The sequence below is a fragment of the Pseudomonas sp. Pdm06 genome (assembly GCF_014851795.1).
Taxonomy (GTDB): Bacteria; Pseudomonadota; Gammaproteobacteria; order Pseudomonadales; family Pseudomonadaceae; genus Aquipseudomonas; species Aquipseudomonas fluorescens_AA.
Map to the genome: position 1 here is coordinate 149698 of NZ_JACVAH010000003.1, position 17178 is coordinate 166875.

Here is a 17178-nt window from a genome sequence, read left to right on the forward strand (position 1 = left end):
TGAGTGTTGTGAGCGTCAACGGACGCTTAGGTTCGAACGGCAGAAATGAAGCTTTGGGTGCGAGGGTTTTGCGGACTTATTAGTATTTCTTCGGGGCTTCCAGCCTCCACGATCTGCCCGCCATCCATGAACACCATGCGATTGGAAACTTCGCGAGCGAAGCCCAGCTCATGGGTGACGACGATCATGGTCATGCCGGTCTGCGCAAGATCGCGCATTACCGACAGCACCTCACCGACCAGTTCCGGGTCGAGTGCCGAAGTGGGTTCATCGAACAGCATCAGCTTGGGGCGCATGGCCAATGCACGAGCGATGGCCACGCGTTGCTGCTGGCCGCCGGAAAGCTCGATCGGGTAGCTGTTGCGCTTGTCCGCCAGGCCGACACGGGCGAGCAACTCCAGGGCCTCTTCATTCGCCTCTTTGGGGGAGCGCTTGAGCACCTGGCACGGCCCTTCGATGATGTTCTGCAACACAGTCATGTGCGGGAACAGGTTGAACCGTTGAAACACCATGCCGGTGGACAGCCGCTGGCGGGCGATCTGGGTTTCGTTGAGTTCGTGCAGCTTGTTGCCGACGATCCGGTAGCCCACCAGTTCGCCGTCGACCCACAGGCCGCCCTTGTCGATTTTTTCCAACTGGTTGACGCAGCGCAGCAAGGTGCTTTTTCCCGAGCCGGACGGGCCGATGATGCACAGCACTTCGCCTTGCTCGACTTCGATGTTGATGTCCTTGAGCGCGTGGAACTGGTCGTAATATTTATTCAGGCTCACGGCCTTGACGATGCTTCTCATGTGGAACTCCTCAAGAGCGCTTGCCGGCGCCGCGGGCGAAACGACGCTCCAGGCGACTCTGACCAAAGGACAGGACGGTGACGGTGGCCAGGTACCAGATGCCGGCGACGATCAGCAGCTCCATCACGCGGGCGTTGGCGTAGTAGATGTTCTGGGCGTTGTAGAGCAATTCCGAGTATTGGATGACGCTCGCCAGCGAGGTCATCTTCACCATGCCGATGAACTCGTTGCCTACCGGCGGAATAATGATCCGCATGGCCTGGGGCAGGATGATCCGGCGCAGCGCTTGCAGGCGTGGCATGCCGATCGATTTGGCAGCCTCGTATTGCCCGGTGTCCACCGAGAGCAGGCCGGCGCGCACCACTTCGGCGGTGTAGGCGCCCTGGTTGATGCTCAAGCCCAGCAAGGCCGCCGCGAACGGGGTCATCAGGCTCACGGTGTCCATTTCGAACAGGCCGGGAATGCCGATGGTGGGGAAGATCAGCGCCAGGTTGAACCACAGGAGCAGTTGCAGGATCAGCGGCGTGCCGCGAAACAGCCAGGTATAGGTCACGGCCACATAGCGCAGGATCGGGTTGGCCGACATGCGCATGATCGCAGTGATCACGCCGAACACGATGCCCAACGCCATGGCCAATACGGCCATGACGATGGTGTTGAGCAAGCCCCACATGATCGCTTCGGAGGTCAGGAACTGGCCGATGTACGACCATTCGATCTTGCCTTCGGCGAAGGCGCGCACCAGGCCAATAAGGGCGATGACGATCAGCGTTGCGAAGAAGATCCGCCCGTAGTAGCGCCGGGGCACATGATCGTACTGGGTAATGTCAAACTGGTTTTCCGCCAGCTTGCGCTCCGCCTGGAGTCGTTCTGCCTGTGTCTGGCTCATGTTGTTTCTCCGTACTCGGTTTCGGCGCTATCGCTGTGGGAGCAAGCTCGCTCCCACAGTTCGGTGTGTTGCTCAGAGGCGAAAGCCCTGATAGTCCTCGGTCCATTGCTGCTGGGTGGCGAGGGCGGTTTTCAAGCGTCCGATCTGTTCGCGTACCTGTTGTGGCGCGGTCCCGCCCCAGCCATTGCGTGCAGCGATGGCGGCTTCGAGGGTCAGGCTTTCGCGTACCTCTGGGGTGAGGCGCGGGTCGATTTCCGCCAGCAGAGCGGGGGAGGCCTCCCACAGTTCGATGTCGTGTTTCTCGCACGCCTGGACCAACGCACCGGTGATTTCGTGAGCTTCCTTGAACGGCACGCCGCGCACCGCCAGCCAATCGGCAACTTCGGTGGCGAGGGTGAAGCCCAGCGGTGCCTGGCGGCGCAATTCCTCAACATTGACTTTCATGGTCGCCACCATTCCCGCCATGGCGGGCAGTACCAGTAGCAGCGTGTCGACGCTGTCGAGCACACCGTTCTTGTCTTCGCTCAAGTCACGGTTGTAGGACAGTGGCAAGGATTTAAGCGTGGAGAGCAGGCCGGTCAGGTTGCCGATCAGGCGACCGGCCTTGCCTCGCGCCAGTTCGGCGATGTCCGGATTCTTCTTCTGCGGCATGATCGAGCTGCCGGTGGCGTAGGCATCGTCCAGTGCGACCCAGCGAAATTGCCGCGACGACCACAGGCAGAACTCTTCGGCAAGGCGCGAGATATTGATGCCGAGCATGCTGGCGATGAACAGAAACTCGGCGACGTAATCGCGGCTGGCCACGGCGTCGATGGAGTTTTCGCAAACGCCGCTGTAGCCCATTTCCTTTGCCGACTGCTGAGGTAGGCGAGCGATCGCCGAGCCCGCCATGGCCGCCGCACCGAGTGGTGACAGCGACGTCCGTGCGTCCCAGTCCACCAACCGCTGTACGTCGCGTAGCATCGACTGGGCGTGGGCCAGCAGGTGGTGAGCGAACACGATCGGTTGCGCCTGCTGCAGATGGGTGAAGCCGGGGCAGATGCTTTCGATGTGTTGCTCGGCCTGTTCCACCAGCGCCTGCTGCAGGCCCAACACTTCAACGGCCACGGTGCGTACGTGGTCACGCAGGAACAGCCGCAGGTCATTGGCGGTCTGGTCGTTGCGCGAACGGCCGGCACGCAGCTTGCCACCCAGGGCGCCAAGCCGTTCGGTCAGCAGCCGCTCGATGAACGTGTGGACGTCTTCATCATCCAGGGTCGGGGCGATGCTCCCGGCGCGATAGTCCGCGCCGATGCGTTCCAGGGCGTCGAGCATGGTCTGGGATTCTTGTTCGGTCAGCAGTCCGGCGCGCTGCAATTCCCGGGCATGGGCCTTGGAGCCGGCGAGGTCGTACGGGGTGAGCCGGAAGTAGCGCTCAGGGCAACGGGACAGGGCCGCCAAGGCTTCGGAAGGGCCGCATTTGAAGCGAGCACCCCAGAGTCGGTCGGTGGTTTGAGACATTGTTGTTTTCCTCGTCGGTTACGCGAACTGAAACGGGTACTCCGGGCCACGGCGTCGCTACGAAATCAGCGAGCGAAGTCAGGCCAGAGCAGTTTTCAAGAGGGCAGTTGCATCGGTGAAAGAGCTGATCGAACTGTCAGCTTTTGATGTTTCGCGACCAGCGTTTTGGCGCTGATGTTCGGAATTTATTGTCAGTTGCCAAGCTTGGTTTTCTGTGTTCATTATTATTGGGCCAGCTTGTTTTTGTTGTTGGGCACAGGTTGTTGAATAGAGCGCCAGAGGTAAATAAGCATTATGGAAACCCCACTTTCCAATTCCGGAAACCCGCCGCCAAGACCCCCGCAAAGGGCACCGTTGGCCCTCAGCGGGCTGGATTTCAAATTGCTCAAAGTGTTCAAGGCCGTGGTCGAGGCGGGAGGCTTTAGTGCCGCACAGAATGAGCTGAATGTGGGGCTGGCAGCCATCAGCAAACAGATTTCCGACTTGGAAATCCGTATCGGTATGCGCCTTTGCACACGCGGGCGCGAGGGCTTTCATCTGACGGAAGAAGGGCGTCTGGTGTATCAGGCGTCGATAGACTTATTTGCCTCGGTCGACAACTTTCGAGATCGCCTTAGTTCCGCGCAAAACGAACTTGTTGGTGACCTTGGTGTGGGGGTTATTGATAATACTATCTCGGATGATAATTCCCCGTTAGTTGCTGCGCTCAGAAAGATTAATGAGCAGTCGCCCAAGGTTCGGTTTCAACTTCAGGCTTCGCAACTCGATGAAGTCGAAAGAGGTGTCGTCGAAGGACGGTTGGTGGCAGGGATCGTACCGATTTATCAAAAACGCGAAGAGTTCGATTACTACGAGCTCTATGAAGAACGTTCGCAGGTCTATTGCGCACTCGGCCATCCGCTGTTCTCCATGGCGGACGCGGACATGGGAGAAAATGTGCTCAAGGAGCATGAGTGCGTCAACCATCGCTACGCGATTCATCGCGACAAACTGAAATTTGCACACTACGACAGCTTCTCCGCCTCGGCCACCCAGGTGGAAGCCGTGGCGTTGCTGATCAAGACGGGGCGTTTCCTCGGGTTTCTGCCTCAGCATTACGCCGCGTCGATGGTGGCGCGGGGAGAGTTGCGCGCAGTGTGCCCGGACCTGATCAACATCGTCACGCCGTTCAGTCTGATACTGCGTCACAACACTGTGCGCAGCCCCTTGGTAAAGGCTTTTGCCCAGGCGCTGGGGGTGGATCTGAAGGCTCCGGTTTGATGTTTATGTGGTAGTCACCCACGAACCTTGGCGGCAACCGGAGTGATAGGTAAGTTGCACCATCAAACCGTTGGCGCTGTTCTCGTTCAAACACCGCGACCTGTTCCGGCGTGTTCCGTTGGAAAGGCACCTAGTTGAACTATCCCAGGGTTCAATCACCCCCTCCAGTATGCGCAGTGCCACCCTCTAAGTGACGGTGGTAATAATTGGAGTTGTGCAAGGGAAACGGTGGCTGTCCATGGGGTCAATCTGCTAAAGGGTTCGTATTGACGAGCGAATCGCCCGTGCACATTCGATCACCGCGGGCGCCAGCTTGCGCTCGGCTTCCTCCAGGCTCCAGCGACTCGTTGGCACCACCACATGCACGGCTGCGACCGGCAGGCCCTGGCTGCCAATGATCGGCGCGGCAATGGACATGTCGCCAAGAAACAACTCTTCCTTGTTCGTGGCGTAGCCCCTGCGCCGTGTGGCCTCGATCTGCTCGATGATGTCGTCGATCGCGGTCAGGGTGTACTGGGTATGGCGTTTGCGCTCGCTGGCTTGCAGTGCGGCAACGAGTTCGTCGTCGGGCAGGGCGCTCAGGAAGGCCCGTCCGGAACCGGTGCAGTACATCGGGATCCGGCTGCCGATGGGCATGTGGATAGGGATGAATTTCGGCGCCACGAAGCGTGCCACGTACACCATGTCCAGCCCGTCGGGTTCGGTCAGGTTGGTCGTCTCCCCGGTAGCCTGTGCCAACTCGGCAAGGAACGGGTTGGCCACGTCCACCAGTGTGTCGGCGGCCAAGTAGTTGTAGCCGATCTCCATGACCTTCGGGGTCAACTGGAAGCGCTTGGTCTGCGGGTGCTTGCGCACATAACCCAGCTCTTCGAGGGTATGGATCATGCGTTGGGCCGAGCTTTTGTTGATATCTGCAGCTTGGGCGATATCCGCCAGGTTCATCGTGCGCCGGGCTGCGTTGAACGCCCGCAGCACCGCCAGGCCTTTTTCCAATGACTGATTGAACAGCGGATGGGGGTTATCGCTCATGGAGAGTCCTTATATTCTGCGCTTTGAATATCGATATTCGATACTTATAAATCTCTTTACGATTTTTGTAAATCGCTTTACAGTCATTTTGAGCCTCCTGCCATCCATATGGGGCAACCCTTACCGGACTTAAGACAATAAAAGCGTCCAATGGGAGATACGCCATGCTTACTCGCTTTCGTGCACTCACGTTCGTTGTTGCCCTGGCTGCTGGCATCGCTTCAGCCAACGCCGTCGCCGAGCCCGTCTACAAGGTCGGTGCAACCGCAACGGGGATTCCTTTCACCTTTCTCGACGTCAAGAGCCAGAGTATCCAGGGCATGATGATCGACGCCGCGCAGGCGGTGGCCAAGGCTGGCGGCTTCGAGGTGGAGATCCAGCAGACCACCTTCGCTTCGCTGATCCCATCACTGACTTCAAACAAGATCGACCTGATTTCTGCCGCCATGCTCCGGACGCCGGCGCGGGAAAAGGTGGTGCAGTATTCCGATCCGGTCTTCACCTATGGCGAGGGTCTGATCGTCAAGGCCGACGACCCGACCGCGTACACCCGCATGGAGGATTTTGCCGGCGAGGTTGTCGGCGCCCAGGTCGGCACCGTGTTCATCGATGAGCTGAACAAGCGTGGTGTCTTCAAAGAAGTCCGTGGCTATGACTCGATCCCCGATCTGATGCGCGACCTGGCCCTCGGCCGTATCAAGGCGGGTTTCGCCGATCGCCCGATCGTCGCCTACCAATTGGCCCAGGGCACCCAGAACAAGGTGCACCTGGTACAGAGCTATCAGCCAGTGGTGATGGGGGACGTTTGCCTGATCGTGCGCAAGGGCGACAACGCAACACTGGAGCAGGTCAACAAAGGCATCGCTGCGATCAAGGCTGATGGTTCCCTCGAGCGGATCATCGAGAAGTGGAAACTCAACTGATGGTTTTGTCGACCGCCTGCGGTAGCGGGCGGGTCCACTCATTGTTCCGTGGGTAGCTTTTATGATTTTCCAGAATGCGTTGGACTTCCTCCCTATCTTGCTCAAAGGAGCGGTGGTCACTCTTCAAGTGACGGCCGGGTCGTTTGTACTCAGCTCGCTGATCGGCCTGCTCCTGGCCCTGATGATGGTCTCGAAAATACGTGCGGTCGCGTTGTTCGCCATCAGTGTGGTGAACATCATCCGGGGGCTGCCGATCATTGTGCAGCTGTTTTATATCTATTTCGTCCTGCCGGAATTCGGCATTCAACTGACTGCGATGCAGGCCGGCGTCATTGGCCTGGGAATCGCTTATTCGGCCTATCAGGCGGAGAACTTCCGGGCCGGTATCCAGGCGATCCAGCAAGGGCAGATCGAGGCGGCGGAATCCTTGGGTATGCGCGGTGCGATGGTGATGCGACGCGTGGTGCTGCCCCAGGCATTTCGCATCGCCTTGCCGCCTTACGGCAACACCCTGGTCATGATGCTCAAGGACTCGTCGCTGGTCTCCACCATCACCGTGGCCGAGATGACTCGCGCGGGGCAACTGATCGCCTCTTCGACCTTCGAAAACATGACGGTCTACACCCTGGTGGCATTGCTCTACCTGGCGATGAGCCTGCCGCTGTCCTTTGCGCTGCGCCGTCTGGAAGCACGCTTCAGCACCCGGAGAACGTCATGATCGAGATCAAGGGCATTCACAAGCGTTACGGCAGCGTGCCGGTCCTCGAAGGCATCGATTTGCAGGTCAAGAGCGGTGAAGTGGTGTGCCTGATTGGCCCTTCGGGGTCGGGGAAGTCCACGTTGCTGCGCTGTATCAATGGCTTGGAAAGTTATGACCAGGGCGAGGTCCTGGTCGGCGATGAACGTGTCGACCGCAATGCCAGGAACATCCACGACATTCGCACTCGGGTGGCGATGGTCTTTCAGCGCTTCAATCTGTTCCCGCACCGCACGGCCCTGGAAAATGTTATGGAAGGGCCGATCTACGTAAAGAAGGAGAACCCTCAGGCGGCGCGCAAGAATGCCGAGGCGCTGATGGAAAAGGTCGGCTTGTCCCATCGGATGAATGCCTACCCGGACGAACTGTCCGGGGGGCAGCAGCAACGTGTCGCCATCGCCCGGGCGTTGGCGATGAACCCCCAGGCGATCCTCTTCGACGAACCGACCTCGGCGCTCGATCCGGAGTTGGTCGGCGAAGTGTTGGCGGTGATGCGCAATCTGGCCAATGAGGGCATGACCATGATCGTGGTGACCCACGAAATGGCCTTCGCTCGAGACGTCGCCGACAAGGTCTGTTTTCTTCACAGTGGCAAGATCGTCGAGTCAGGACCTGCCGGGGAAGTACTGAGTACGCCGACGCATCCTCGCACACAGGACTTTCTTCGCCGACTGCTCAATCACAGCGGGGAGGTGCCGGCATGAATGCACCTTTCGCCCCGCAACTGCCGGCCTCGCTCTGGGCCGCGACTGCCACACCGGCGGTGCAAACGCCGGCCTTGGCCGAAGACAAGCAAGTGGATGTGGCCATCGTGGGGGCTGGCTATACCGGTCTGGTGACGGCTTTACGATTGGCCGAAGCGGGTGTCAGCGTCTGTGTGCTGGATACCGGGGAGCCAGGCTGGGGGGCCTCGGGGCGCAACGGCGGGCAGGTGATTCCTGGGCTGAAGTTCGACCCGGATCAATTGCTCGCCAAGTTCGGCCCGGCCCGTGCCGAAGCGATGATCGAGGCGGCCGGGTCAGCCGCTGACGAAGTGTTTGCGCTGATTCGCCAGTACGGGATCGAGTGTGATGCCACCCGCAAAGGCTGGATTCAACCGGCCTGTTCAACGACTGCGATGAAGACCATCGAGCAGCGCGCCGCGCAATGGCAACGCCGGGGCGTCAAGGTGGAGCTGTTGGACCGGGCCGCGGTCAGCCAACGTATCGGTACCGAGAATTACCTGGGGGGGTGGGTCGATCCACGGGCCGGCAGCTTGCACCCATTGAGTTACGCCCGTGGCCTGGCGAAGGCCGCAGTGGGGCAGGGCGCAATGATCCACGGCCACAGCCGCGTCACGGGGCTGCAGCGGCAGCGATCAGGCTGGCTGTTGTCCACTGCGCAAGGATTCAAGGTCAGTGCGCAACGGGTGTTATTGGCCACCGATGGCTATACCGACGACCTGTGGCCCGGGTTGCGCCAGACCGTCGTCGCGGCCAACAGCTTCATCATCGCGACCCGTCCGCTCCCGCCGGCGATCCGCAAGACCATCCTGCCCGGTGGCGAGGTCTGTTCGGACTCACGCCGTTTGCTGCTCTACTTCAAGCAAGATGCCCAGGGGCGTTTGCTTCTGGGAGGGCGGGGGCCGTTTTCGGAGCCTTCCCGGCAGCGTGACTGGGCGCACCTGGAGCGTTCGCTGGGGGCGTTGTTTCCGCAAGTGGCGGAGGTGCCTGTCGAGTACCGCTGGAGTGGTCGGGTCGCCCTGACGCAAAGCTTTCTTCCGCATGTGCATGATCCGGCACCGGGGCTGTCAGTCTTGCTCGGCTACAACGGCCGCGGCATCGCCCTGTCCACGGCGTTAGGCAAGCATCTGGCCGCGAAGCTCTCAGGGGCGACGCAGGACTTCCCATTCCCGGCCATGCCACTGCGGCGAATTCCGTTTCATGCGTTGCAGCGGCTTTATCTTGCTGCCGGGATCAGCTATTACCGGGTATTGGATGCCTTGTTTTGAGCGTTTATTGAAGAAACTGCAGGCACCGGTTGGGCGTTGTCAGTGGAGTCGTATCGGCCCAAGGCGAGCGACTCTCTGGCCAACTTTCCATTCAGTCACGCCTTCAAAGCGGAATCGAAGGATTCGACGCGCTGCTCCAGGGAACTCGGACCTGTCCACTGACACCCTCAGTTTTGCGTTAGAGGACGAGGGCTTCATGGTCGTAAAAGCCAGCAATGGTCAAAAAGGGCTCGAAGTGCTGGAAAGAGAACGTCCAGCCTTGATTATCACTGACTTCATGATGCCGGTCATGGATGGTCTTGAAGAGGCTCCTGGTTGCAGAGTGATACAGCGTCGAGCCGCCTAGCCATAAGACGGCCGACATGCAGCTCATGAAATCGTTTGCGCAGGGATAGGTTGCAGTGGAGTTCACGGTCGTCAGGGGCTTGAGACAGCCCCTGTTGACCATCGGCGCTATGCTGGGGCCCCCTCGAACGTTCAGTCTTCCAAGTCCGCAGCGAGTTCGTCCTCTCCGCGGATTGTCTCCATAAGAGACTTCCAGAGACCGGTGGACGATGACGGGTCAACGATTCCCAACTTGTTGCTGATGGCTTCGAAGGTTTCCATGGTCATGTCGTCGCCCGAGTAATGCTTTTTGAGCCCACGGTTCAACTGACGCCGCATATCCGTCGAGACTTCGGTGTACTCATTGAAGTCTGGTTTGGTGGCCCGTCTTGCGTCCATGGTTCGTGAGTAGATGGTGTCGCCGTTCAGCATGACCCTGAACCAGATGGATTCCGCCAGGTGTTTCCAGCCGTATGCCAGCTTGGCTTCGACTTTCAACATCATTTTCTCCATTCGGTAGTCATGCAGGACGCTTTCGAGAATCAGCTGTTCCGAGTTTTGGTACGTGGTTGCAGCGACGATGTTGCCCGCAATGTCTTTGCCAAGCAGCCCATGACCTACCAGATGGCACCAGTCGTACCGAATCGCTGAATGTCCCTTGTTGAAGGTGAGCACCCCGCCCTTGCGAGCGTACTGCGTTGCGGATAGTTCCTCGCCCACTTCTTCCAATGTCGCAGCTTTCATTTTTTTAGTGTGTATGCGTTTGCCGACGAAGCCATGCATCAGATCGTGCATCTGCGGTTGTTTCTTGCCCTCGTAGGGCACAAGCCAAGCCCAGGAACCTTGCAGCAGCACGAAGTTCATCAGCCCGTGATTGACGGCTCGAATCCTGCGTTTGGTGATTTTTCCGGATGAGGCATTCTTGTAGTTGGAAAAACGTCCGTAGGTCGGGGCGCCGCCCGCCTTGGGGATGACACGCACGATCGACCGGTCATCTTTCAGCAAGATTTCTTCGTACGGATCGATAGGCGAGCCATCGCTAAGCTCCCGGGTTCCGTACCTTGCCTGCACGGTCCAGCGATTACCTTTCAAGTCGCGAATGTAGTAGGTACCGTCTCGGCAATAGACTGAGTACTCGTTGGACATGGGAACCTCTTCCATCTGCCGTGGTGCTATAGCCAGGACTCGACGCCACCATGACGTGAACACGTCCCGCTGTGCCGACTGGAAACCACGAATGCACCGCCTTTGCTTACCTGTAACCAGGTTTCGGTGATCCACGGTCACAATGAGGCTAGCAGACTTTTTTGCGTTGAAATTCCCAAGTTTCCTATTTAGTCATACGTCTCGCCCGGTGACGCCACCGCTCACATCCGGTGATGCTCCAGCAGGAAATCCACGAACACCCGCACCCGCGCCGGCATTGCCGAGCCCCCTACGAACACCACGTGAATCGGTTCTCGGTCGCCTGGGTTCCAGGCTTCCAATAGCGGTATCAGGTCACCGCGCTGCAGGTCCTCGCTCACGCTGAACTCGCCGATACGGGCAATTCCGGCACCCACTCGTGCGAGTTGTGCCAGCGCTTCACCACTGCTGCATTCGATGTTGCCGCTGACCTTCAGGGAAAACTCCCTTGCGTCGCGGATGAACGGCCAGTTGGGTTCGGCACGCCGGAAGTTGAAGCGTAGGCAATTGTGTCGTAGCAGGTCTTCCGGCTCCTGGGGGATGCCGTGGCGCTGCAGGTACTCGGGCGATGCCACCACGACCTGGCCGGTGTCGCCGATCCTGCGCGCGGTCAGCGGGCTGTCCGGCAGATGGCCGAAGCGTACCGCCACGTCGGCCTGGCCGCCGAGAATGTCGACGACTTCATCGCCGAGGGTGAGATCGACGACGATGTTCGGGTAGCGAGCGCTGAATGCTGCCACCAAAGGAACGATGGCCAGCCGCCCATGGCCAAGGGCGGCACTGACCCGCAAACGGCCCCTGGGTACGCCCTGGTCGGCGATCGCTTCTTCGACCTCATCCATGTCGGCCAGGATACGCCGGGCGCCGCGCAGGAAAGCCTCGCCCTCGGCGGTGAAGGTGATCGCTCGGGTGGTGCGTAACAGCAGGCGGGTACCCAGGCGTTGCTCGGCACGCGCGATGATCCGGCTGACCGCCGAGGGTGTCAGCCCCAATGCACGCGCGGCGGCTGACAGGCTGCCTTCCTGCGCCACGGTGGCGAACACGCTCATTTCACCTGATCTGCCGTTGAAGTCCATTTGTGCCTCTTACGCAAAGGTGATTGCCAAAAATGCTATCTACCGCCTGAAAAGACAGGATCGTAGCATTCGCAGCATAGATGAGGAGCCTTCCATGCGTATCAATCCACCACTTGTTGCACTCGCCATCGGTGCCTTTGGCATCGGCGTTACCGAGTTCGCCCCCATGGGCATGTTACCGGGCATCGCTGCGGATCTCGGTGTTTCCATTCCTGCCGCCGGACTGTTGGTCAGTGCTTATGCCCTGGGCGTACTGCTCGGCGCGCCGTTGATGACCCTGACCACCGGCAGGATCCCCCGGCGCTATCTGCTGATCGGGCTCATGGCGATTTTCACCCTGGGTAATCTGATGTCAGCCCTGGCGACCGATTACTACAGCCTCATGGTCGCCAGGGTGGTGACCTCACTGAACCACGGTGCCTTCTTTGGCGTTGGCTCCATCGTCGCCGCCAGCGTGGTTGCCCCGGAGAAACGTGCCGGGGCGGTTGCGGCAATGTTCATGGGCCTGACCCTGGCGACCATCGGCGGAGTGCCGCTGGCCACCTGGTTTGGCGAACTGTTCGGCTGGCGCACGGCATTCTGGGGTATCACCGGCCTCGGCGGGCTGACCATGGCCGCGTTGTGGTTCGCCTTGCCTAACTTGAAAATGCCGCAAGGCGTCGGTGTGCTGGCTGAAATTCGGGTACTGGGCCGTGGCCCGGTGCTGGGGGCGTTGGCCCTGACTGTCGTCGGCTCGGGTGCAATGTTTACCGTCTTCACTTACATCGCACCGATCCTCAGCAACGAGACCCACGGGTCCACCGCTTACATCACCTCCATGCTGGTGTTGTTCGGTGTGGGGTTGACGCTGGGCAACATGTGGGGTGGCAAGGCCGCCGACCGCTCGATAGACCGCACCCTGATCGCTTCGCTGAGCGTGCTGATTCTCGTCTTGCTGGCGTTCACCGTCCTGATGCGTTGGCCACTGCCGGCCGCCGTGGCCATCCTGATATGGGGGATCGCCAGCTTCGCCCTGGTGCCGCCGCTACAGATGCGCGTCATGGAAGCCGCCAAGGACGCGCCCAATCTGGCCTCGGCAGTGAACATCGGTGCCTTCAACCTCGGCAACGCGATAGGTGCGGCGCTGGGCGGAGCGGTGATCAATGCCGGGCTGGGTTATCCGGCGATTTCCCTGGCCGGCGCGGCCATGGCGGGTCTGGGGCTGTTGATGGTGCTGGCTTTTGCCTGGCGTTCCAGAGCGGCTGCAACGGCGGTTGCGTGACGATGATGTGAAGGGGCTGTCAGTCGCCATCGTCTTGCGAGCCTGCTTGGCCATCGTGGGGCCAAACAGCGACGGTCTAACATCGACCGTCACTCAGGATGGACGGTGGAAACGATCAGGATTCAGGCGTGAGCAAGCCGGCTGTTTCACCGCCATCGACCGTGAGGGTCGTACCGTTGACGTAGCTTGCGCCCGGTGAAAGCAACCAGCAGATGGCCTCCGCGACTTCCCTGGCGGACGCCAGGCGTCCTTCTGGAATCCTGGCGGTCAGCGCCGCTAGCCGGGCTTCGTCATTGACGATTTTATCCATCATGCGCGTGGCGATCTGTCCGGGGCAGACAGCGTTGAAACGCACCTGCCCACCGTACTCCAGGGCCAGCGCCTGGGTCAGGCCGAGGAGGGCGGCCTTGCTCGCGCAGTAGGTGGCGAGCCCTTGCTCTCCGGTCTTTCCAGCGATGGAGGAGACGTTCACGACAGCGCCCCGGCCTGCGATCAGACCCGGCAACGCGTGTTTGGTATAGAAAAAGGCCGAGCGGGTATTGACGGCGAACAACGTATCCCACTCCTGTTGGGTGGTTTCGATAAACGCTTTGCGCCCCGACATGCCTGCGTTGTTGACCAGCCCCGCCAGTTTGCCGTTGCCCAATTGCAGCGCTATTGCTACGACGTTGCGGCACTCGTCTTCATTCGATACGTCGCCCGCGACGAAGGTGCAGTTGGGCAGGCTTGCGGCCCGCTGGGTGCCTGCCGACTGGTCGCGCCCGGTGAACACCACCGGATGGCCGAGGCTGACCAGTTTTTCCACGGTTGCGGCGCCGATGCCTTGGGTTCCGCCTGTGACGATGTACATGGATGTTGCTCCTGAAGGTATTGCCGGCTCATGTCATGCCGGCTGCTGTGAAAGCGTTCGTGGCCGCTGGATATCAGGCTACCGATTGATTCAGTGTTCTGCTTGAGCGCATCGAGAGCCAGGTCGTGGTCAGCAGGCCTGCGAGGCCCACGACCAGCAGGAACGATGACATCGCGACAATCGATGGATCGATGGTGTCACGGATGCCGTCGAACATTTGTCGTGGCAGCGTGCGCTGGCCGGGGCCGCCGATGAACAGCACGACGACGATTTCGTCGAACGACGTCATGAATGCAAACAGCGCCCCCGAGATCACCCCTGGTGCAATGATCGGCAGGCCGACATTGATGAACGCGCGCACGGGCGATGCCCCTGACATTGCCGCGGCCCTGAGCAGACTCATGTCCAGGCCTTGCAGGCTGGCGGCAACGTTGATCAGGACGAAGGGGGTCGCCAATACGGTATGGGCCAGGATCATCCCGGTCAGAGTGCCTGTCAGGCCCAACTGTCCAAACAGAAAATACATGCCCAGCCCGGAAATCACCGGTGGAATGATCATTGGCGAAATCAGCAGCGCCAATACGTTGGTGGCGCCGGGTAGGTTGCGTCGGGCGAATGCCAGCGCCGCAAGTGTCCCCAGCAACGTGGCCAGCAGCGTCGCGGCACAACCGACCAACAGACTGTTGCGCAACGCCTGAAGCCAGGGGCCGGCACTGAAGACCTTCTCATACCAGCGCAAGGATAGCCCCGGCAGGGGATAGGACAGGAATGTGCCGCTGCTGAACGATATAGGCACCACGGCCAGTAAAGGCGCGATCATGAATACGATCATGACGATCCCGAACAGGCGCATCAGATTACGGCCAACGAAACACAAGGTGAAATGATTCATAGGTTTCCCCAATTATTTGAGTCCGGCGATCTGGCGGATGCCCACCAACCGTGCAGCGACCAGGTAGATCGCCATGACGCAGAGGATCAGCACCAGGCCCAGTGCCGAGGCCATGCCCCAGTTGACTGTGGTGTTGGTGTAGAAGGCGATGAAATAGCCGAGCATCTGCTCCCGTGCGCTGCCTACCAGAGTAGGCGTGACGTAGTAGCCAGCCGCGACGATGAATGTCAGCAGCGTGCCGGAGCCGATACCTGTGAGCGTCATGGGCAGGTACACGTGCAGGAAGCCGCGAACCGGATGAGCGCCGAGGGATTGCGAGGCGCGCATGTAGTGGACCGGAATGCCTTTCATGACGCTGTACAACGGCAGCACGGTGAAGGGCAGCAGGATATGGACCATGACGATGTAGACCCCCAGGGCATCGAAGATCATTGGCAACGGTTGCTCGATCAGCCCCAGTTTCAGCAGAAGGGTGTTGACGATACCTTTCTCTTGCAGCACCACGATCCAGGCTGTGGTCCGCGCCAGTAGCGACGTCCAGAAGGGCAACATCACCGCCAGGATCAACAGCATCTGAAAGGGGCGGGAAGCTTTTACCAGCAACACGGCGAAGGGAAAGCCCAGCAGCAGGCACAAGACGGAGACGACAAAGGCAATCTTCAACGTCTTGAAGGTAAGGTCCAGATAGACCCGTTTGTCCGGGGCCACGCGCTGGATGCCGTGGGCCGTTCGCTCAAGATCAAGGGCGCTGAGCAGGTAATAGGACGTGTAGGCCGGTGACGCCCGTTCGAACGCCTGCCAAAGCTCTGGCGTGGACCAGCGTGGGTCGATGGCGGTCAGGCGCGCACGCGATGATTCACCGCTGACGGGTTGCTGTTTGGCGGGCCACTGGTAACGGCGGGCAGTGGCTGTGATCAGGAAACGGTAACCACTGTTTTCGTAGTTCATGCGCCGTGCCGCTTCACCCATGACGCCCATATTCTCGACGTGGATAAAGTCCTGCTCGATCGCTTCGAACACCGCATCGCCCGGCAGGCCTTGAGCATCGCTGGGGGTTTGCTGCTCCAGTGCCTGGACCGTGCGAGGGAAGGCCTGGATCAGCTCCGGGTTACTGACGGCGCGATACAGCATCATGCCGATGGGAAGAACGAAGAAGACAGCGGTGTAGATCAACAGGGGTAACAACAGCAGCACAGAGACGAGACGTTTTTGTCTGCTCGACTTCTGATGAGCGCTTGCTAGTGAATCCAGCGCAGGGGCGGACATATCGACTGACCTCGGAATTCATGTCAGCGGCTTCGCGCGAACGAAGCCGCCATTCAGGCAAGGGCTGGACTTACTTCGCCGCCCAGTTGGTAAAGCGCGCCATCAGGTCTTCCTCGTAGTTGACCCAGAACGGTGTGTCGAGCAGAAGGGCGTTTTCCAGGTTGGCGGGGGCCGTGGGCAGGTTGCTCAGCGTCTGCTTGTCCAGTGCGGCCTGGGCCTTGCTGTTGACGATGCCGTAGGGAATGGCTTGGGTGAAGGCGCCCTGGGCTTTGGGGCTGAGCATGTAGTCGAGTAGTGCGTAGCTGCCGGCAAGGTTCGGCGTGCCCTTGATGATGGTCCAGTAATCCATGCTGTAGAGCTGCTGGTTCCAGATCAGTGGAAAATGCGCGCCCTGTTGGTTGGCGATGGCGATGCGACCGTTGTAGGCGGCTGTGACCGCAATGCTGCCTGAGGACAACCACTCAAGGGGTTGAGCGCCGGTTTCCCACCATTGGATGTACGGCTTGATTTCATCCAGCTTGGCGAAGGCCCGATCCTGTCCGGCCTTGGTCGCCAGTACCGTGTAGACATCGGCAGGCTTGACGCCGTCGGCCATGAGGGCGATTTCCAGGGTCATGCGTGCCTGTTTGCGCAGGCCGCGCTTGCCGGGCCATTTCTTCACGTTCCAGAAATCGGCCCAGGTTTTCGGACCCTCGTTGGCGAATTTCTTGTTGTCATAGGTCATGACTTCCGACCAGACGATGGCGCCGACCCCGCACGGAGCGAACTTGTCTGTCGGGATGTCGGCGGCGCTGCTCAGCTTGCTGTGATCGAGGGGCTCCAGCAGGCCTTGCTCGCAGGCCAGGGTCATTTCGTTCTCGTCCATCTGGACCACGTCCCAGGTGGGGTTGCCAGCCTGGACCATGGCTTTCTGCTTGGCGATGCCGCCGTCGTAGGTGTCTTGCACCACCGGCTTGCCGCTGAGTGCGGCGTAGGGCTTGAAGTAGGCCTTGTCGAAGGCTTCCTGGGTGGCGCCCCCAAAGCCGACGACGGTCAGGTCACGGGCCAGGGCCGCGTGGCTGGCAAGTAGGGTGGTGGCGCAAATCGAACAGACCAGTGCGGTGCGACGGAATATCGAGGACATGTTGGTCCCTCCTGCTGTTTGAGGATGTAAAAGGAAGCAAAGGTTCACAAACGGGCAGTGAC

16 protein-coding genes and 1 pseudogene are annotated in these 17178 nt (G+C 60.0%); 7 read left to right on the forward strand and 10 right to left on the reverse strand.

The features are described 5' to 3' along the window. Positions 1–26: 26 nt before the first annotated feature. From IB266_RS06285 to argH, 3 genes are all read right to left on the reverse strand, one after another. The gene (locus IB266_RS06285) at positions 27–791 is read right to left on the reverse strand and encodes an amino acid ABC transporter ATP-binding protein (RefSeq protein WP_008001408.1); all 765 of its coding nucleotides are present in this window, start codon (positions 789–791) and stop codon (positions 27–29) included. A 10-nt stretch (positions 792–801) separates the two neighbouring features. After that, positions 802–1680 carry an amino acid ABC transporter permease gene (locus tag IB266_RS06290; protein WP_092325990.1) on the reverse strand — a complete coding sequence of 293 codons (879 nt, stop codon included), beginning with the start codon at positions 1678–1680 and terminating at the stop codon, positions 802–804. A gap of 72 nt (positions 1681–1752) precedes the next feature. Then, positions 1753–3180: an argininosuccinate lyase gene (argH, locus tag IB266_RS06295; protein WP_192260591.1), complete on the reverse strand. Its 1428-nt coding sequence runs from the start codon at positions 3178–3180 to the stop codon at positions 1753–1755. A 294-nt stretch (positions 3181–3474) separates the two neighbouring features. On the opposite strand from argH, the gene IB266_RS06300 reads away from it, so the two are divergent. Continuing rightward, positions 3475–4440 carry a LysR family transcriptional regulator gene (locus IB266_RS06300; protein ID WP_192260592.1) on the forward strand — a complete coding sequence of 322 codons (966 nt, stop codon included), beginning with the start codon at positions 3475–3477 and terminating at the stop codon, positions 4438–4440. Positions 4441–4692: 252 nt separating this feature from the next. Here the strand turns inward: IB266_RS06300 and IB266_RS06305 are convergent, their stop codons facing one another. Then, the gene (locus IB266_RS06305) at positions 4693–5469 is read right to left on the reverse strand and encodes an IclR family transcriptional regulator (RefSeq protein WP_060742898.1); all 777 of its coding nucleotides are present in this window, start codon (positions 5467–5469) and stop codon (positions 4693–4695) included. 164 nt (positions 5470–5633) lie between these two features. On the opposite strand from IB266_RS06305, the gene IB266_RS06310 reads away from it, so the two are divergent. The 5 genes and pseudogenes from IB266_RS06310 to IB266_RS06330 form a co-directional block, all read left to right on the forward strand. Next, positions 5634–6392, forward strand: a complete 759-nt coding sequence (locus tag IB266_RS06310) for an ABC transporter substrate-binding protein (protein WP_092254690.1) — start codon at positions 5634–5636, stop codon at positions 6390–6392. A gap of 61 nt (positions 6393–6453) precedes the next feature. Next, positions 6454–7110, forward strand: coding sequence for an amino acid ABC transporter permease (locus IB266_RS06315; RefSeq protein ID WP_192260593.1), 657 nt, complete (start codon positions 6454–6456; stop codon positions 7108–7110). After that, on the forward strand, positions 7107–7853 hold the full coding sequence (locus tag IB266_RS06320) for an amino acid ABC transporter ATP-binding protein (protein ID WP_060742895.1): 747 nt from the start codon (positions 7107–7109) through the stop codon (positions 7851–7853). Before IB266_RS06315 ends, IB266_RS06320 begins: the two co-directional genes overlap by 4 nt. Next, positions 7850–9139, forward strand: a complete 1290-nt coding sequence (locus IB266_RS06325; protein WP_192260594.1) for an NAD(P)/FAD-dependent oxidoreductase — start codon at positions 7850–7852, stop codon at positions 9137–9139. Before IB266_RS06320 ends, IB266_RS06325 begins: the two co-directional genes overlap by 4 nt. Positions 9140–9260: 121 nt before the next feature. Further along, positions 9261–9467 (forward strand): annotated as a pseudogene (locus tag IB266_RS06330) (response regulator); the annotation flags it as partial. Positions 9468–9616: 149 nt separating this feature from the next. On the opposite strand, the gene IB266_RS06335 reads toward IB266_RS06330, so the two are convergent. Both IB266_RS06335 and IB266_RS06345 read right to left on the reverse strand, forming a co-directional pair. Further along, on the reverse strand, positions 9617–10609 hold the full coding sequence (locus IB266_RS06335) for a hypothetical protein (RefSeq protein WP_192260595.1): 993 nt from the start codon (positions 10607–10609) through the stop codon (positions 9617–9619). A 221-nt stretch (positions 10610–10830) separates the two neighbouring features. Continuing rightward, on the reverse strand, positions 10831–11724 hold the full coding sequence (locus IB266_RS06345) for a LysR family transcriptional regulator (protein WP_192260596.1): 894 nt from the start codon (positions 11722–11724) through the stop codon (positions 10831–10833). A gap of 94 nt (positions 11725–11818) precedes the next feature. Between IB266_RS06345 and IB266_RS06350 the strand changes: the two genes are divergently transcribed. Next, positions 11819–12985, forward strand: a complete 1167-nt coding sequence (locus tag IB266_RS06350; RefSeq protein ID WP_192260597.1) for an MFS transporter — start codon at positions 11819–11821, stop codon at positions 12983–12985. A 115-nt stretch (positions 12986–13100) separates the two neighbouring features. Here IB266_RS06350 and IB266_RS06355 read toward each other — a convergent pair whose 3' ends face one another. The 4 genes from IB266_RS06355 to IB266_RS06370 all read right to left on the reverse strand — a co-directional run bounded on the left by IB266_RS06355 (position 13101) and on the right by IB266_RS06370 (position 17116). Continuing rightward, positions 13101–13835 (reverse strand): SDR family NAD(P)-dependent oxidoreductase, encoded by a 735-nt coding sequence (locus tag IB266_RS06355; protein ID WP_192260598.1) that lies wholly within the window; start codon positions 13833–13835, stop codon positions 13101–13103. Positions 13836–13908: 73 nt separating this feature from the next. Beyond that, positions 13909–14727: an ABC transporter permease gene (locus tag IB266_RS06360; protein WP_192260599.1), complete on the reverse strand. Its 819-nt coding sequence runs from the start codon at positions 14725–14727 to the stop codon at positions 13909–13911. A 12-nt stretch (positions 14728–14739) separates the two neighbouring features. Beyond that, positions 14740–15921, reverse strand: coding sequence for an ABC transporter permease (locus tag IB266_RS06365; RefSeq protein ID WP_318646583.1), 1182 nt, complete (start codon positions 15919–15921; stop codon positions 14740–14742). Between the two features lie 142 nt (positions 15922–16063). Next, positions 16064–17116, reverse strand: a complete 1053-nt coding sequence (locus IB266_RS06370; RefSeq protein ID WP_192260601.1) for an ABC transporter substrate-binding protein — start codon at positions 17114–17116, stop codon at positions 16064–16066. Positions 17117–17178: the final 62 nt, after the last annotated feature.

What these genes read in the sequence shown, in the direction of transcription:
- IB266_RS06310 (WP_092254690.1), top strand. Translation starts at nt 5,634, where the DNA reads ATGCTTACTCGCTTTCGTGCACTCACGTTCGTTGTTGCCCTGGCTGCT.
- IB266_RS06370 (WP_192260601.1), bottom strand. Translation starts at nt 17,116, where the DNA reads ATGTCCTCGATATTCCGTCGCACCGCACTGGTCTGTTCGATTTGCGCC.
- IB266_RS06345 (WP_192260596.1), bottom strand. Translation starts at nt 11,724, where the DNA reads ATGGACTTCAACGGCAGATCAGGTGAAATGAGCGTGTTCGCCACCGTG.
- IB266_RS06335 (WP_192260595.1), bottom strand. Translation starts at nt 10,609, where the DNA reads ATGTCCAACGAGTACTCAGTCTATTGCCGAGACGGTACCTACTACATT.
- IB266_RS06350 (WP_192260597.1), top strand. Translation starts at nt 11,819, where the DNA reads ATGCGTATCAATCCACCACTTGTTGCACTCGCCATCGGTGCCTTTGGC.
- IB266_RS06325 (WP_192260594.1), top strand. Translation starts at nt 7,850, where the DNA reads ATGAATGCACCTTTCGCCCCGCAACTGCCGGCCTCGCTCTGGGCCGCG.
- IB266_RS06285 (WP_008001408.1), bottom strand. Translation starts at nt 791, where the DNA reads ATGAGAAGCATCGTCAAGGCCGTGAGCCTGAATAAATATTACGACCAG.
- IB266_RS06300 (WP_192260592.1), top strand. Translation starts at nt 3,475, where the DNA reads ATGGAAACCCCACTTTCCAATTCCGGAAACCCGCCGCCAAGACCCCCG.
- IB266_RS06315 (WP_192260593.1), top strand. Translation starts at nt 6,454, where the DNA reads ATGATTTTCCAGAATGCGTTGGACTTCCTCCCTATCTTGCTCAAAGGA.
- IB266_RS06355 (WP_192260598.1), bottom strand. Translation starts at nt 13,835, where the DNA reads ATGTACATCGTCACAGGCGGAACCCAAGGCATCGGCGCCGCAACCGTG.
- IB266_RS06360 (WP_192260599.1), bottom strand. Translation starts at nt 14,727, where the DNA reads ATGAATCATTTCACCTTGTGTTTCGTTGGCCGTAATCTGATGCGCCTG.
- IB266_RS06290 (WP_092325990.1), bottom strand. Translation starts at nt 1,680, where the DNA reads ATGAGCCAGACACAGGCAGAACGACTCCAGGCGGAGCGCAAGCTGGCG.
- IB266_RS06305 (WP_060742898.1), bottom strand. Translation starts at nt 5,469, where the DNA reads ATGAGCGATAACCCCCATCCGCTGTTCAATCAGTCATTGGAAAAAGGC.
- argH (WP_192260591.1), bottom strand. Translation starts at nt 3,180, where the DNA reads ATGTCTCAAACCACCGACCGACTCTGGGGTGCTCGCTTCAAATGCGGC.
- IB266_RS06320 (WP_060742895.1), top strand. Translation starts at nt 7,107, where the DNA reads ATGATCGAGATCAAGGGCATTCACAAGCGTTACGGCAGCGTGCCGGTC.